This window comes from Kiloniella antarctica, from assembly GCF_042682825.1.
In the GTDB taxonomy this organism is placed as follows: domain Bacteria; phylum Pseudomonadota; class Alphaproteobacteria; order Kiloniellales; family Kiloniellaceae; genus Kiloniella; species Kiloniella antarctica.
Genome location: NZ_JBHUII010000004.1, coordinates 1100942 through 1117796, shown reverse-complemented (window position 1 = coordinate 1117796; position 16855 = coordinate 1100942). Strand labels below are relative to the sequence as shown.

General features: G+C 44.8%; 13 protein-coding genes. 6 read left to right on the top strand and 7 right to left on the bottom strand.

Going from position 1 to position 16855, the window contains the following annotated elements; all coding sequences use genetic code 11:
* Positions 1–56: 56 nt before the first annotated feature.
* From ACFSKO_RS12190 to ACFSKO_RS12160, 7 genes are all read right to left on the bottom strand, one after another.
* Positions 57–728, bottom strand: a complete 672-nt coding sequence (locus ACFSKO_RS12190) for a Fe2+-dependent dioxygenase (RefSeq protein ID WP_380251905.1) — start codon at positions 726–728, stop codon at positions 57–59.
* 120 nt (positions 729–848) lie between these two features.
* Positions 849–1955: a DUF1513 domain-containing protein gene (locus tag ACFSKO_RS12185; protein ID WP_380251903.1), complete on the bottom strand. Its 1107-nt coding sequence runs from the start codon at positions 1953–1955 to the stop codon at positions 849–851.
* Positions 1945–3066, bottom strand: coding sequence for an imelysin family protein (locus ACFSKO_RS12180; protein ID WP_380251901.1), 1122 nt, complete (start codon positions 3064–3066; stop codon positions 1945–1947). Before ACFSKO_RS12180 ends, ACFSKO_RS12185 begins: the two co-directional genes overlap by 11 nt.
* Positions 3066–4604 (bottom strand): di-heme oxidoreductase family protein, encoded by a 1539-nt coding sequence (locus ACFSKO_RS12175; protein WP_380251899.1) that lies wholly within the window; start codon positions 4602–4604, stop codon positions 3066–3068. Before ACFSKO_RS12175 ends, ACFSKO_RS12180 begins: the two co-directional genes overlap by 1 nt.
* 128 nt (positions 4605–4732) lie before the next feature.
* Entirely contained in the window at positions 4733–6019 is a 1287-nt protein-coding gene (locus ACFSKO_RS12170) for an imelysin family protein (RefSeq protein WP_380251897.1), read from the bottom strand.
* A gap of 298 nt (positions 6020–6317) precedes the next feature.
* Positions 6318–6797 (bottom strand): bacterioferritin, encoded by a 480-nt coding sequence (bfr, locus tag ACFSKO_RS12165; RefSeq protein WP_380251895.1) that lies wholly within the window; start codon positions 6795–6797, stop codon positions 6318–6320.
* Positions 6798–7134: 337 nt separating this feature from the next.
* Positions 7135–8559 (bottom strand): aminotransferase-like domain-containing protein, encoded by a 1425-nt coding sequence (locus tag ACFSKO_RS12160; protein ID WP_380251893.1) that lies wholly within the window; start codon positions 8557–8559, stop codon positions 7135–7137.
* Between the two features lie 105 nt (positions 8560–8664).
* Between ACFSKO_RS12160 and ACFSKO_RS12155 the strand changes: the two genes are divergently transcribed.
* From ACFSKO_RS12155 to ettA, 6 genes are all read left to right on the top strand, one after another.
* Positions 8665–9276: a LysE family translocator gene (locus ACFSKO_RS12155; RefSeq protein WP_380251891.1), complete on the top strand. Its 612-nt coding sequence runs from the start codon at positions 8665–8667 to the stop codon at positions 9274–9276.
* 410 nt (positions 9277–9686) lie between these two features.
* Positions 9687–11219 (top strand): helix-turn-helix domain-containing protein, encoded by a 1533-nt coding sequence (locus ACFSKO_RS12150; RefSeq protein ID WP_380251889.1) that lies wholly within the window; start codon positions 9687–9689, stop codon positions 11217–11219.
* A gap of 115 nt (positions 11220–11334) precedes the next feature.
* Complete coding sequence (locus ACFSKO_RS12145) at positions 11335–11718, top strand: response regulator (RefSeq protein ID WP_380251887.1); 384 nt, start codon at positions 11335–11337, stop codon at positions 11716–11718.
* Positions 11719–11778: 60 nt separating this feature from the next.
* Entirely contained in the window at positions 11779–12120 is a 342-nt protein-coding gene (locus tag ACFSKO_RS12140) for a hypothetical protein (RefSeq protein WP_380251885.1), read from the top strand.
* Positions 12110–14866 carry an ATP-binding protein gene (locus ACFSKO_RS12135; RefSeq protein WP_380251883.1) on the top strand — a complete coding sequence of 919 codons (2757 nt, stop codon included), beginning with the start codon at positions 12110–12112 and terminating at the stop codon, positions 14864–14866. Before ACFSKO_RS12140 ends, ACFSKO_RS12135 begins: the two co-directional genes overlap by 11 nt.
* 181 nt (positions 14867–15047) lie before the next feature.
* Positions 15048–16724, top strand: coding sequence for an energy-dependent translational throttle protein EttA (gene ettA, locus ACFSKO_RS12130; protein WP_380251881.1), 1677 nt, complete (start codon positions 15048–15050; stop codon positions 16722–16724).
* Positions 16725–16855 lie beyond the last annotated feature (131 nt).

Below are 16855 nucleotides of genomic sequence, written 5' to 3'. Positions count from 1 at the left end.
TTTGGCTGCCTTTTTAGGCAGCCACTTTTTTATCTTAAATATAAAAATTAAATTTTTTATGGTTCTGCCCAAAGTCGAAGTAAGTTGGCGTGACTCTTACTTAAGAGGTCAAACGCGGTGGATTTTCCCTCTTTTTCGAAAAGTGCGCGCCGAGTTGTGTCTATATCGTGAAGGATTTCACGGTGTTCCGCGGAACGCACTAAACTTTGGATCCAGCTAACAATAACTTGCCTCGTTCCTTTGGTGACAGGTGCAACTCTGTGGAGAGTTGTGGAAGGATAAATAATTGCTGAGCCCGCTTGAAGTTTGAATTTCTGTTCACCGACAGAACTGTTCATAACGAGTTCTCCACCATCGTATTCATCTGGATCGTTCAAAAATACAGTAAAGGATATGTCTGTTCTGAAGCCTCGATCAGCACCCATAACGGCATCGTCTATATGATTACCATAAGACATGCCGGGTTCATATCTGCTGAAAAGCGGGGGACGCATTTTTCGAGCAAGGGTGGCTCTTGAAAATGGAGCACTCCTTTGCAAACTTTGATTCAATATGGCAATAGCCTGCCGGGTAATCTTGTCATTTCCTGTCAGTTGTTGGTTGTTTTTGACAAGCTTTGCATGCCAACCAGCAGTGAGTTTTCCGTCTTTAAACTGCCCCTGTTCCAACAAAGTATTTATTTTAGAAAGATTGGCTTTGCTTAAAATATTTGGAATGGAAACGAGCATGTATCCTGATCTCCCTGTTTTGTGCCACGTTGTCGATAAGGAAAGTGTAACAAGAAGATTCTTAAAAAACGATGGTCAACGGAGGGAGAGGCTAAGTAAACGAGGATTGTTGCTGAAGTATTAGAGGCTGGTTAGATGATTATCCCAAGCAAAATCAGTATTTTGATGGATGGTTTTTTCTGTAACAGATAGATTTCCTAGCCCATCAGAAATTGCAAAATCTTCACCAAACCCTGCTACACCACCAGCGTCTTGCCGTTGGATCTTCCTTACAAGTTCTCCGCTGTCATTGTTCCATATTGCAATGGTATTCCCCCGTGGAGCTGAGGTTGCGACAAGAGTCCCTGATGCGTTTGCTGCGACCGATCCGATATAGTGCTTCATCCCGTCATAGATTTTAGGGGATGAAACAAGGGTTAATGGTTTGCCACGTTGATGACAGGCAACCAGATTAAGTTGGTCGGTTGGACTGCCTTCGTATTGTCCGCCTATCCATATAGTACCACCTTTTGCTTCGGTCATATGTCGAAGTGAAAGTTGATAAAATTCCCGGGGCAGACTGGCTTGTGATATCAATTTCCCGTTTCTGGCATCAAGGTAGCTAATAGACGGTTCCATAGTGGAGAGGTTCAATTTTTGTCTGGGATAGTCCGGGTGAGTCAGTATACCTCCATTGGCTACGGCGATGGTTGAGCCGTCGGACATTAGCAGCGCTTCATGAGGGCCAATGCCATGGGTCTCTATTTCTGAAACGCGCATAAAGTTAGCTGTGATATCGTAAATTCCAATAATACCACGTTCATTTTCGTAATCGTTCTCACTGGCATAAAGCAACCGTCCATCGTTTGAAAAAAAGCCGTGACCGAAAAAATGATGCCCATCTGGCGGTGTGATGGCGGTACGTTTGTTTCGGTTTATCAGATCCAGGACAAGAGCAAAGCGACCAGGACGACGGGCGAAGACGACGGCTAATTTCTTGTCAGGCGAAATTGCAGTGGCATGCCCTCGACCATTCAGATCTTCACTGAAAATTAGGTTGCCTTGAGCGTCTAGGACAGCGGCAGAAAATTGTCCTGCTATATTTTTTCTGGCTGCAATAAATCTAGCAGGATTATCTGAGGAAGGGTCTGCAATTGCGGCAAGGGGGAAAACACCATTAGAAAATATCCCGGCTGTTGCAAAGCTGCCGAGGAGTTTTCCAATAAATTGTCGGCGGTTAGTCTCCATCGAGTGAATTAAACCCTAAGCTCAGTCCAAGTTCTGCAGGAATGAGATCCGTTGTCACATTTCTGGCGCCATCAAGCGGAATAAATAGATAGGCAAGTGTATCGTGGGCCTCTTTTTGTTTTACGAGCTCTGGCCAAGGTTCTGGTCGTTGTTCTAGCTTTGTCAGAAACTTATTTGCTTGTTCAATTTCAAATTCTAGAGATTTTGTATACCTTGGCGTAAGAGACCCGAGACCACCAGTGTTTAAAAGTTGGACTACAGCATTCAGGTTTTCTTTTATGGCATGAATTGTTAAGTTTGACCGCCAAAGTGGCGCGCGTTTTGGTTTTGAATTTGCAGGTTCATCTTTGATCGAGTTCTGAAGTTTTAAAGATCGGACACTTTGGATCATCTCGCTGGTTACACGAAGGAAGTCTTGAACCACTTCGCCCTTTGATCGATAGACAGCATTATCGGGACCGGTATTGTACATTAAGTCGGCATAACCGTTAGGTTCTGACCACCCTTTTAAAATTTCTTGGGTCGTGATGCTCATTGCTTTGCTGATAGTAAGACCGTAGGTGCAACGATAACTTGCAGGTGTTGCGATTGAGAGGGCTTCGGACCCTTTGCCAAAAAGCACATATTCCAGGGCGAGTAACCCTTGCACAGCAACGCTCTTGCCCTGGAGAGTATCAGGAGTAAGGGCCGTTTGATCTTCTGAAGAGATAAGGTTACGTACTTGTTTGAGGCCGATTGATTTACGATCTGGCCAAAAGAACAACTTTTCTTGGCGGTTATTTTTTATCGTAGGGCCAAAGCGGTACATCTCTACTGCTGACCAGGCACTCACAAGATTTTTGTAATCGCTGCGGGCTTTTTTCAAATTCGTTAGCGTAGGGTTATGGCAAAGCTCTGAGATAATTTTCTTTTCGCGCTCAGCGGCATTTTGTAAAGCCTCGTAACCAGGGAGAACGGAGTACTCAATCATTTGCTGAATCATTGGGCCGAAATCAGGGGATGTTTTTGTATCGGCGATTTGATCTTGAGCAAACGCGGAGATTGGCAACAGGCAAATCCCAGTGAAGAGGGAAAGTATCTTTTGGGGAGATTTAATGCGTATGTTTAACATCAAAGAGATTCCAGAAATTTAAGTAAGGAGCGACGCTCTGTGGGTGCCATATCTACGACGGTGTCTCGGGATGGTTGGGCTTCGCCACCGTGCCAAAGTATTGCTTCGAGCAAGTTACGTGCCCTTCCATCGTGAAGGAAATAGGTATGTCCATTTACAGTTTCGGTCAAGCCAATGCCCCAGAGTGGCGCGGTCCGCCATTCCCGGCCAGAGGCATCACCAACGGGGCGATTGTCTGCCAAACCTTCGCCCATATCATGCAAGAGAAGGTCGCTGTAAGGCCAAATTAGTTGAAACGAAAGTTCTTTTTGGCCAGCATTTCGGCGTGTAACATATTTAGGTTGATGGCATCCAATGCAGCCTGAAGTGTAAAATAATTCTTTGCCTTCGAGGACTTCGGCGTCGTTCACATTACGTCGGGCTGGAACCGCGAGATTTTTCGAATAGAAGACAACGAGATCGAGTACTTTTTTTGGTGCTTCGCCATCGCCGAGATGTTTTTGATCACCATGCGGCTGCGACCGGCAGCTCGGTTGATTAATGGTACAATCGCCCCATGGGACCGGTACGTCCGGAGTGGATAGACCAATGTCTCCAGCAAAGGCGTTGGCAGATTGTATATGAATACTGCTATTGGAGGCCTTCCATCCAAACCGTCCAAGGATTTTTTCGCGATGGTCATGATCAAACACCATACTTGGCTTGCCCGAAATACCATCTTCGTCGTGATCGTTGGGATCTGCGAGAGCGAGAATATCCTGTTCGTGAATGGCTTCTATCAGCCCTAACCCGATCATGGGCGGTGCAATACGGGGAGATAACATAACCTCGGAATCTAAAGCGCCGTACGCCAACTCTTCCACGCGGTAGCTCGGCGCCCGAAGCGAAGCTGTTTCTCCTCCGTTAAGGTGAACCGTTTTTTCTTGATATGAGATCCGCATTTTTCCTTCGGCAGGTAAGCCTGTTACCGCCTGATCCTGAAGTTGGCCGCCGTAGGTTGGTTCTGCTATACGGAGCTCCGTCCCTGTTTCTATTGCGATAATCTCTTCTGGTGTTCTGGGCGGGACCGAGAGGCGAAGGAACATTGATGTGGCAATGTCCTGATTGCTTTCCGGAGGATGTCCCCGACCATCTTGCAAGTGGCATCGTTGGCAAGAGCGTGCGTTGAAAAGCGGTCCGAGGCCATCAGATGCCTTGGTCGAAGATGGGGAAGCAATCCATATTTTCTTAAAAAGACTATTGCCAAGTTTAAAGTCTCTTTCACCCTCAAAGGATAAATTTCCTGAAGAGTGGGAAAAAGATTTTTTATTCACGCGCTTCTTGGATGTGGCAGCACCAGCTGATTTTTGTTCAAACTTTTCTGCCTTGGAGAAGTCCTTCGTCGGTTGCGTTACTGAAGACACCCGCACTTGATCAGTTTCACTTAAATCATCTCTTTGGTAGCGCGTTGATGTATTCGCAATGACTCCGGCTGACATACTTATACCAATTGAAACGATGCCACATAGGATCATTGTATTGCTGAGAGATGAAGCCATTGTTGAGTATTTCTCTTGCAGGATACGTGAAATGGGCAACTCTAAAACAGAATTGCCCATAGCTTTACCACAACATCTATGTAAAAAAATATGAGCACTTGGTCGCAGTACTCATATTTTATCATATCCTAATTGAAGACAGAGTTCGGATTGTCGAGGCTATCTGAACCTTCAACGTCGATTTCGGAAAGGCCGAGTGCAACAACCGCGCGTTCGATAGAGCGTGTTTGATTGATAAGACCATCGATAGCTGCCTGTACAGTCGCGTTGCCGATGACATTACCTTCGCCGATCATTTGATCATAGGCTTCGATACTTTCCGCCCGTGCTTTCATGTTCGCCATGGAAGATACTGTGCTATCCAATTTACCAAGAAGTTCTGCATCAACTGCAGCATCTTTTTCTTTAACGAGATCGGAAATAGAAGGACCGCTAACGACTGAACCGTCTAGGCGACGATAGTGACCAGTGTATACATTACGGATACCAATCTGATCAAAATAGTGAGAGTTGTGGGTGTTGTCAGAGAAGCAGTCGTGCTCTTCTTCCGGATCGTTCAAAAGAAGGCCTAGCTTCATACGTTCACCAGCAAGTTCACCGTATGAGAGAGAGCCCATACCCGTGAAGATTGTTGACAGGCTTGCAGAAGGATCTTTTAGAAGGCTTGTTCTGGCGTTACCGTTGGTTTCCCAATTTGCAGCCATTTCTTCCAGATCAGAGATCAGAAGTGTTGAAGCGGATTTAAGGTACTGGGCGCGACGATCACAGTTGCCACCAGTACAGTTTTCAACATCGAAATCAGTTGCTGGACGGTTACCAGCACCAGGGCCGTTACCGTTAAGGTCCTGTCCCCAGAGAAGAAATTCAATGGCGTGATAACCAGTAGCTACGTTCGATTCAACTTCTTCTGCTTCGTGTAGGGTTTCAGAAATGAGCGCTGGCGTAATTGCTGTTGCATCGATCTCTTTACCGTTCACAGAGAGCTTTGAATTTGCAATAACATTTACTGTGTAAAGCGCATTTTCATCAGACTCGTCACCATATGATGTATCAACGTAGTCAATTAGACCCTCGTCAAGAGGCCAGGCGTTCACACGGCCTTCCCAATCATCAACAATCGCATTACCAAAACGATAAACTTCAGTTTGCTGATAAGGAGCACGGGCCGTGATCCAGGCCGCGCGGGCGGCATTTAGGGATGCATCTGATGGAGAACGAACCAGCGTGTCGATCGCTGTGTCCAGAGCTTTTGCGGATGTTAAAGAATCCTGAAAGCCTGCGAGGGCAATGTCGGCATAGTTTTTGATGACACTGTCAGTATCGACTTTATCTGCATAGGCAGCGCTTGCGCCAAGTACAGACAGGACAGTTACAGTGCTCGCTATACGAGCGGCTTTTTTTAGAGCGTTGCTCATTTTATTCCCATTCAAAAATTGGGCATTTCGCAGAAGCGGTTAGCCGAGGCGATAAGCTTGGAGCTCTTGCGAAACACAAGAGCGGTTGAGTATTATTCGCAATACTTATCACGAATGAGAATGAGTTGCAATTTTGAAAATATATTTTTGTAGAAGAATGAGAAAGCCGCAATGTTGGGGAACAAATAAATATGGGTGACACGTAAGGGGAGGGAGTTTTTTTAAACACTTGTTGATTGGGCACAAAAAAAGGCTGATACAATTAAGTACCAGCCTTTTAAAGTGTTTTGGCGAAGTTTTAGTCTTCGTCAGATTGGCTCTGAGATTGAACGTAGTTTTGAATACCAACACGTTTAATAAGCTCAAACTGTGATTCGATATGATCTACGTGCTCTTCTTCATCAACCAGAATTTGTTTAAGAAGGTCGCGGCTTCCGTAGTCACGAACAGATTCGCAATGCGCGATACCTGCTTTGTAAACTTCAACGGCTTCGAGTTCGCCAGCGAGGTCACATTTCAGAACTTCTTCAACGTCTTCCCCGATTTTGAGTTTGTTCAAGCTTTGGAGGTTCGGGAAGCCATCAAGAAGAAGGATGCGATCCATAAGCTTGTCAGCGTGATGCATTTCCTCAATGGATTCTTTGTATTCAAATTTAGCGAGCTTTTCTACGCCCCAATCTTTGAGCAACTTGGAGTGCAGATAATATTGATTGATAGCCGTAAGCTCATGAGTCAAAGCTGTATTTAGGTGCTCAATAACTTTTTTGTCGCCCTTCATGATGGGGTCCTCGCTTGGAATTAATGATAAAAAGGAATAAAATCCTGAAATAATAAATGTGCGCTACTTTAGAATCTTTCCAATAATGTAAATTGATTAGAAGAAATATCAAGTAAATTTTCAAAAAACATCATTATTGAAAATGATTATCAATTACGATATCGTATGGTTTGTTGTTATTGTAAGTATTTGCAAGGTATGTGCTTAGTACATAGTTTATTATTTTTGTATAATTGTGGATTTTATTTCAAAATAATTGATTTATATAAGTATATATAAATTAAACCGTGTGAGATCTAAAAGGAAAATAATACGTTTTTTGAGTTTACTCTAGGTTTTAAAGCATTTCATAAAAATTTTCATTTGGGGTCGAAAGAATAGCATCCAGTTTTATCAAAGCGGATTTGAGTAGACTATCTCTGGAGGGGGCCATAATCGAGAGGCGTATGTTGTGGCGACCTGCGTTGGATTTGTTGGCAAATCGATTCCCGTCCATGATATTAACGCCTGCTGCTTTAGCTCTTTTAACAAAAATTTCTACTGAGATTGTCGTGGGTAATTCTATCCAAGCATGAGAACGGCAAATTTTGATTGATGTGACATTATTCTTGAGGATTTGTTGTGTAAGTTCGGCACGTTTTATTGCTTGGGCGCTGATGGTGCTGGGGATGGTCAACAATTCATCATTGCGTTCGGAAATCTCGATCGCGGCAGTGACCAAAATAGGCGAGACCATCCAGGTCTGAGCGGTTATACCTTGCGCCATCAGCATGGTGATGTGCGGCGGCGCAATCGCTAATCCAATACGCAACGCGGGGGTGATTCGTTTGGCAAGACCAGTTAGGTAAACAGAAATTTCAGGATAAAGAAACGCATAAGGCGGTGGTGCTTCAGGATATAAAAAGCCATAGATGTCATCCTCTATGATGAGGATGTTATATTTCATTGCGAGAGCGCCAATTTCCTTTCTCCTGGGAAGTGGCGTTGTTATGCATGTTGGGTTATGCCCGGTCGCAGTGGTGACCAAGGTTCTTATTCTTCCTTCTTGGCAAAGCTTTTCAAAGGATTGAGGGCAAATGCCTTTGTCATCGGTCTCAACGATAACGGAAGAAAGACCTGACTGGGATAAGGCTGCTGATATTCCCGGATAACTTAGGGGTTCTATGCAGACGGTATCACCGGGAGTAGTTAACCTGCTCAAGGCGGTAAAAATGCCATTCTGCGCACCATGAGTGATAAGAATGCGTTCGTCCGTGGTATCCTGAAGATGGACGGGGAGGAAATTTCGCATCGATAGCTTCTGTGCAGGATCACCAAAGCCATCTCTATAGGTCATCAGAGTTAGAGATGAAGCTTTTTCTGAGGCGCGACGTAACGCCCAACGGACTAGGTTCTCTCCCCAGTCGTTAGCAATGGCGTTCATGCCAAGGTCGATAAATCCATTATCTGATATTGTTGTCTTATTCCGAGAACTCGATGAGTTCGGAAGAATAACATCGGCGCCGATGTTTGATTTTTCCTGTACGAAAGTTCCCCGTCCAACCTCTGCTGCAACAAGACCTTTACGCTCTAAAGACGTATAGACCCGCGACATGGTTCCCAAACTGCACTTGGCATTCCAAGCCGCCACCCGCAAGGGAGGGAGTTTTTCTCCGGGTTTAAGTATGCCGTCGCTGATCGCTTTTTTAAACAAGGTCTCGAGCTTTAGGTATTTCTGTCCATTCGTCGGAGATTGCTGGGAGATCAGGGATAATATTGTCATAGGAACAATATAACAATTGTTCATTGAACAATGCAAGGTAAGTTAATGTTTACGAGACAGGGGCGTAATCCTTGAGAAACAAAATTTGATGGAGGAGAGACGCTTATGTTTCTAGAAAATATCTTACCGGCCATAATCTTTGCGGCGGTTATGTCAGGAACGCCTGGACCAGCAAACATGATTTTAATGGCAACGGGGGCTACATTGGGTTTTAGGCGTGCGTTGCCCTTTACTTTCGGTGTCCAGAGCGGGTTCTTTTTGGTTCTGGCAGTTGCTGCTTTTGGGGTGACAAGTTTGTTGGATGGCTTTCCAGGTTTAGCGCCCGTGATTACGATAGTAAGCAGTTGTTACCTCCTCTATTTGGCTTGGAAGATAGCGATGTCAGATATGAGTAAGGGCACAGGCGATAGAACACTCAAACCTGTTGGTTATTTGAACGGTCTAATTGTTCATCCAATGAATCCCAAGGCATGGTTGATGGCGACGACCGTTTTTGCACAATTTACCAATCAAGAAGCACCCGCTTGGGAGCAGTGGCTGGTGATGTGTCTCATTTTTATTGTAGGAGGTTTTCCGACCAACTGTATTTGGTGTTGGGGAGGAGATAAAATTATCTCGGCAATACAAAGTCCCAAAAAGAGATTTGCTGTAAACTTATTCTTGGCCGTTTCTACTGTCGGCATTGTTGCTTATATGGCAGTTGGACAATTTTTCTAGAATTGTTTCATGCGTAATTAGGTGCAGAAATAAAAAAACGAGAGAGGCGTGTCTCTCTTGCTTAAGTAAAGTCGATAGAGCTTCACTGATTACGATATTGGCGGTAATCAGATCACCTATCTCTTTGGTTGAAAATTTAGGCTTCTGGGGTCAAATACATTTTCCCCTCATCCCGTTACCAAAGATTCTTGTCGCCCGTTTTATCGTTTTAAGTGTGATATGTCGTCTTCATATCATGCAGATGTGACAGGGCGTAATAAAGGCTAGTAAGCCTAAGTTATCAATGTTGAACACAGATATCGTCTTGTTTGGCTGTATATAAACACTAGAACTCAGTGAGAGATGAGGCAATAAATCGTTGCTTGGTTTTACAAATTTTGTAAATATATTTATGTTTAAGTGTAATGTTTGTGAAAGTTGTAAATTCTATGGCGCGTCAGATCTTTGCGGGTCGAAAAATCCGACACCTAAGAGGGCAGATAGGGCTGACTCAGATTGCAATGGCGACGCAGCTCGGTATTTCCGCGGCGTATCTTAACCTGGTTGAACATAACCAACGGCCCTTATCGAGAAAACTACAAAAAAGATTAGAGGATACTTTTAAAATCAAGGAAGGAGAGCTGTCAGGTGGAGAAGAGGCGCGTTTACTCTCCGCATTGAATGAGCTTTTTTCTGATTCTCTTTTTGATCGGGCAAAGCCAGATGGTGCAGCATTGGGTGACTTTGTTGCTGTTCATCCTGAAATAAGTAGGGCTTTGTTAAAACTTTATCGGGCATTTAGAAATGCGCGGGAAGACACTCTTAAAGCAAGGGAAGTCATATCTGCTGACCCTTATTTCACCGAAACTAGCCACAAATTATTAACGCAGCTGACGTCAATTCGTTCCTTTGCGGAAATTTTACAAGACAACGATGATCTATCTGATCACCAACGAGAGCGCTTCACAACTGTTCTCGTCGACGAAAGTCAGAAGCTAACCTTAATGATAGGGGAGCTGTTCGACTTTATTAATGGAGAGTCCGCCCAATCATCGGCTTTAAGTGAGACACCGACAGATGAAGTGGTCGATATGCTGTCTGCCAATGATCATTACTTTGTCAACTTGGAACAAGCGGCTAACCAGTTGCGGGAACGGTTGGGTGACCCTAAACCTTACGGGCTTTTTGATGCCTTGGCTGGGTATTTGGATCGTCAACTTGGAATTAGGGTCGAAGTTGTCTCTGTTACAACCCATTCATCCTTAAAGCGTGGGATGTGGGAGCTCGAAGGTGAAGATGGTGGCGTGCTGCGATTAATGGAAACGCTCTCGGTAAGTTCTCTAAATTTTCGTATGGCGCGAATAATCGCAGAAGTTGCTTATGCTGATATTCTCGAGAAGACACTTTTAGAAGTGAACGCCACCAGTGAGGAAGCTAAGGCTTTATGCCTGAAAGCTCTAGGGAGTTATTTTGCTGGGGCTCTTATGATGCCTTATACACCGTTTCGTGAGGCTGCGTTGGAGTTACGCCACGATATTGATCTTTTACGGCGGCGGTTTCGGGTCGGTTTTGAGCAGGTTTGTCATCGATTGACCACTTTGCAAAAACCTGATGAAGAAGGTGTGCCTTTTCATTTTATCCGTGTGGATCTGGCGGGGCAGATTTCAAAACGTTTCAGTGCGTCGGGTTTACGTATTCCAAGGTACGGCGTGCTTTCCCCTGAATGGGGTGTCCAGGACGCATTTTTGAAGCCGGGGCGGGTGAATCTCCATTCTTTACGAGCAGAAGATCAAGGTGTGTATTTTTCTATTTCAAAAACAGTGACAAAACCGGGGACTATGGTTGGTCAGGCAGGAAACACTTTTGCCGTTAGTTTGGGGTGTGAAGTATCTTTTGCCCGGCACGTTGTTTATGCCGACGGTTTGGATTTTACCCATCCTGACAGTGTATTGCTAGGCGGATAAACGACCTTTGTCATGAGCTTAAGAAATCACGCCTTGGCAAAGTGGCGACGCTCGCTGTAATGTAAGCACCACAGGGAAATAGAAGAGATAACCGGATAGCAGAGAAAGGCAGCAAATGCCTCATACGGTTCTCGTGGTCGAGGACGAACCGCATATAGTCGACTCATTAAGCTTTCTTATGAAGAAGGCCGGGTTTGAAGTTTTTATTGCACGCGATGGCGATGCAGCCTTGCGCATGGTTGAAAGCCGTCCGCCAGATCTGATGTTACTTGATATTATGCTGCCAAGGCGCGATGGCTTTGAAGTTTTAAAAACAGTGCGTTTAAATCAGGCATGGCGTGACATCCGAGTCATTTTATTGACCGCAAAAGGGCGTGATGTAGATCGATTAAAGGGGATGGAACTCGGGGCAGACGACTTCGTAACCAAGCCGTTTTCGACCAAAGATATTGTTCGCTTAGTTCGACAGCATCTTGGGGTAGAGGAAAGTCCGGCCTAGGTTGTGATGCAATCTTTTATCCTAAGAGTTTCGTGTGTTTAGTCCTTGGAAGGAGGATGCGTGAGTCGTCCTGGTGAAAAAGGAGAGCGCAGCATTGCGCTATTCCTTTTGGCGTTGTTTCTTTTTAGTCCTTTAGTTCTATCCATCTTCAACAGAGGTGAGCTTTTTTTCGGCCTTCCGTCACTGGTAGCGTACTTGTTTTTTGCTTGGGGAGGCATTATTGCAGCGATAGCCTGGTCGGCGTGGAAAGGCCGAGAGAGGCATGGTCTCTCTGATCAAGAAAGGGGCGCCGAAATTATGCCCTATCCTGTTGATGATGTCCTGAATCCTAAAGAAGATAGCCGCGAGAAGTTTGCGGAGGACCACTCAGATTCTACGGGAGAAGATCCTAATGCTCGTTGATTGGATCATTATTCTTTCCTCAATCTGTTATTTACTCTTGTTGTTCGCAATTGCCTATTTTGCTGATAAACGTGCAGAAAGAGGGGCGGGGATAACCTCTCACCCTTATGTCTATGCCCTTTCTCTAGGTGTTTACTGTACGTCGTGGACCTTTTATGGGTCAGTGGGACGAGCAGCGTCGAGTGGCCTGGATTTTTTACCAATATATATTGGCCCAACACTTGTTTTCGTTCTCTGGTGGTTGGTTGTTAAAAAAATTATTCGCATAACCAAAGCTCATCGTATTACGTCCATTGCGGATTTTATTTCTTCTCGCTATGGCAAGAGCACACCGTTGAGCGTGTTGGTGACGATAATCGCAGTAGTTGGGATCGTTCCCTACATTTCGCTTCAACTTAAGGCAGTAGCAACCAGTTTTAACGTACTGAAGCAATATCCTGAAGTGATTATACCGTTGAATTCTCCGCCGATTGCAACGGTCGCCGATACTGCTTTTTGGGTCGCATTGGTCTTGGCTATTTTTGCCATTCTCTTTGGGACCAGACATATTGATAACAGCGAGCATCATGACGGAGTTGTTGTGGCCATCGCATTTGAATCTGTGGTCAAACTACTGGCTTTTCTAGCCGTTGGTGTCTTCGTAACTTTTGGTATTTATGACGGTTTTGGCGATCTTTTTTCTAAGGCTGCGCAACGACCCGAACTTTTATCTCTGATGACGTTTCAAAAAGAGGGATCCTATATAACGTGGGTAACTCTTACAACGTTATCAATGGTGGCAACGGTTTGTTTGCCAAGACAGTTTCAGGTTATTGCGGTCGAGAATGTAAATGAACCTGAACTGCGTAAGGGCGTTTGGTTTTTTCCGCTATACCTTCTCGCGATTAACATCTTTGTTTTACCTATCGCCTTGGGTGGTCTGTTACAATTCCCAGACGGCCATGTAAATGCGGAGACTTTTATCCTCACTTTACCAATGGCTCATGGGCAGGAGCTTTTGGCGTTATTCGTTTTTCTTGGCGGACTTTCTGCTGCAACAAGTATGGTTATTGTTGCAACAATTGCTTTGAGCACAATGGTTTGTAATGACTTGGTTATGCCAGTGTTGTTGCGGTGGAAGTGGCTAGGGTTACGGGAAAAAAGTGATTTTACGGGGGTTTTGCTTTTTGTTCGACGCAGTAGCATGATCCTCATTCAGTTGTTTGGGTATGCCTATTTTCGGTTCCTTGGGGAGAGTGACGCTCTGGTCACAATTGGATTGATTTCCTTTGCGGCGGTGTTCCAATTTGCCCCTGCTATGCTTGGCGGAATGTTTTGGAAAGGCGGAAATCGTTTGGGAGCAATGACAGGGCTTTCTCTAGGTTTTGTTGTTTGGGCCTATACACTTCTTTTGCCGTCCTTTGCAAAGTCAGGCCTGTTACCCATAACTTTTATTGCTGCAGGTCCTTTTAGTATTGAGATGCTTCGTCCTTATGAATTGTTCGGGTTACAGGGCTTGGATCATTTAACGCACGCGCTGTTCTGGACGACGACATTTAACGTTGGGGCTTACATATGTGTGTCGCTCTATACCAAGCACTCTGCCTTGGAGCGTGTTCAGGGCGCCCTGTTTGTTGATGTTTATCGCTATGCTGACCAGAGTCCACAATCTCAGATTTGGCAAGGATCTGCATCGGTCGATGAGTTGTTTGATTTGCTGGTCAGGTTTTTGGGGCGTGCGCGGGCTGATCGTGCCTATAGCGGGTACTTTCGTGACAGAGGGTTAGAACGTCGTAGAGTTGCAACTGCCGATGCAGATCTTGTCAATTTTACAGAACGCCTTTTGGCCGGAGCCATTGGCTCTGCTTCTGCACGGGTGATGATATCTTCAGTGGTAAAAGGGGAGGTTGTTCGCATTGAGGAGGTCATGAAAATTCTTGATGAAACTTCCCAAGTTATCGAGTACAGCCAAAACCTTGAGCAAAAATCACAAGAACTGGAAACGACCACTCAGCAATTACGTGCGGCAAATGTGCGTTTACAGGAGTTAGATCGTCTGAAAGACGAGTTTCTTTCAACCATTAGTCACGAACTTCGAACGCCTTTGACGTCTATTCGTTCTTTTAGCGAGATCCTTTGTGATCATCCTGATTTGGAAGATGATGAGAAAAACCGTTTTTTGGGAATTATCGTCAAAGAAAGTGTTCGCCTGACCCGTTTGATAAACCAAGTACTCGATTTAGCGAAGATTGAAGCGGGTCAAATGGAATGGGTCGTGGAAGATCTTGATGTCCCTCAGATCGTTGAAAATTCATTGGATACTATGACGGCGATTTTGAACGAAAGGGAAATAGAGCTAGATGTCGATTTTGCCCCGAACCTACCTATGATAAAGGGCGATAAAGACCGATTGATGCAGGTTATTGTCAATCTTTTATCTAACGCTGTGAAGTTTTGTAGTCATACACAAGGGTGGGTTAAAGTCACTGTTTCTCGCACTGCAGATGAGATGGTCATTACCGTTGCGGATAATGGTCGAGGTATTCCTTGGAGTGCCAGAGAGTATATTTTTGAAAAATTTCACCAAAGTCGAGAAGGCCTTGCTGATAAACCGCATGGCACTGGATTGGGGTTGAGTATTTCTCGCCAGATTGTTGGATATTTTGGCGGACGCTTGGAGCTGGTTGAATCAAGTTCAAAGGGATCGATTTTTGGGGTCAATTTGCCCTTGGTTACATCACCAAAGTTATTAGAAGTTGGAAAGTAGAAGCTCGTTTCAATCCGTTTGAGGGCTTCTTTCGTGCATGATGGATTGTGTAAGAAGTGTTTTGATAGCTTGTAAAAGAGGCTTTCAAAATTGGAGGGGTTTGCACAGGTAAGATTGTTAGGGTAAAACCGCATCAAGCATTACTATGCACACAATATTAACGATAAATCTGGAGCGCCGAATGGCATCATATCAGTATATTTACCAAATGGATGGGGTTTCTAAGACCTATCCTGGTGGTAAACAGGTTCTGAAAAATATCCACTTGAATTTTCTTCCTGGGGCCAAAATTGGTGTCTTAGGTCTTAATGGTTCAGGTAAGTCAACACTTATGAAGATCATGGCAGGCCTTGATACCGAGATTAATGGTGAAGCTCGCGCCGCGGATGGCGTCAAAGTTGGCTACTTATCTCAGGAACCCGAGCTGGATCCGGCTAAGGATGTCGCTGGGAATGTTTTCGAGGGTGTTGCTGAAACGAAAGCCTTGTTGGTGAAGTTTGAAGAACTGAGCGCCAAGTTTGCCGAAGTTGACCCAGATGAGATGGACGATCTTATTACACAGCAGGGCGAAGTTCAGGAAGAGATTGACGCAAAAGATGCTTGGGATCTAGATCGTCAGGTTGAGATTGCCATGGACGCTCTCCGTTGCCCACCAGGTGATGCGGATGTTTCCAAGCTTTCGGGTGGTGAACGTCGTCGTGTTGCTCTCTGTCGCCTTCTTCTTTCAAACCCTGATATTTTGCTTCTGGATGAGCCGACCAACCATCTAGATGCAGAATCTGTTTCTTGGCTTGAGCGTTTTCTTGAAGAGTACAAGGGTATGGTCGTTTGCGTAACGCACGATAGATACTTCCTTGATAACGTAGCGGGCTGGATTTTAGAGCTCGACCGCGGTGAAGGTATTCCTTACGAAGGCAACTATTCGAGTTGGCTTGAACAAAAAACAAGCCGTCTTTCTCTTGAAGAAAAACAAGAGAGTGCTAAACAAAAATATCTTAAAGACGAATTGCAATGGGTGCGTCAGGGTTCTAAAGCGCGTCAGACAAAGTCTAAGGCTCGTTTACAAGCTTATGAGACACTTGTGCAAGAAGAGAGCACGCGGGCGCCTGATCCCGGCCGTATCGTTATTCCGCCGGCTCCACGTCTTGGTGATCTTGTTATCGAAGCCACTAATGTCAGCAAAGCTTTTGGTGACAGGCTTTTGATTGAAGATATGAACTTCAAAATTCCCAAAGGCGCAATCGTTGGTATTATCGGCCCCAATGGTGCTGGTAAGACAACACTCTTCAAGATGATTACCGGACAGGAGCAGCCAGATAATGGTACGCTTAATGTCGGTGATACTGTAGAAATTGGGTATGTCGATCAAAGCAGAGACGCACTTTCTCCTGAGAAGACAGTTTGGGAAGAGATTGCTGACGGACTTGATGTTATCGAAATTGGCAAACATACCTATCAATCCCGTTCTTATGTGGGGTCTTTTAACTTTAAGGGAGGTGATCAGCAAAAGAAAGTTGGTCAACTTTCTGGTGGTGAGCGTAACCGTGTGCATCTCGCGAAAATGTTGCGGAAGAGTGCAAACGTAATTTTGCTCGATGAGCCTACAAACGATCTTGATGTTGATACATTGCGTTCACTGGAAGAATCAATTCTTGATTACAGCGGTTGTGTTCTTGTCACTTCGCACGATCGTTGGTTCTTGGATAAAATCGCAACACATATTCTTGCTTATGAAGGCGATAGTCAGGTTGTTTGGTTCGAAGGTAACTATGAAGACTACGAAGCGGATCGCAAGCGTCGTCTGGGTTCCGAGGCAGATCAACCTCACCGAATTAAATACAAACCTCTGAAAAGGTAAGTTTATCTTACCAGCAGAGTTGGGTTTTTAATTTAAAGAGGGTGCTGTAAACGTCAGCGTCCTCTTTTTTTATATAATTTTTTTACGAAATAATTATATAAAAAATACGTAATAAAAAAGCCTTGGAGTGA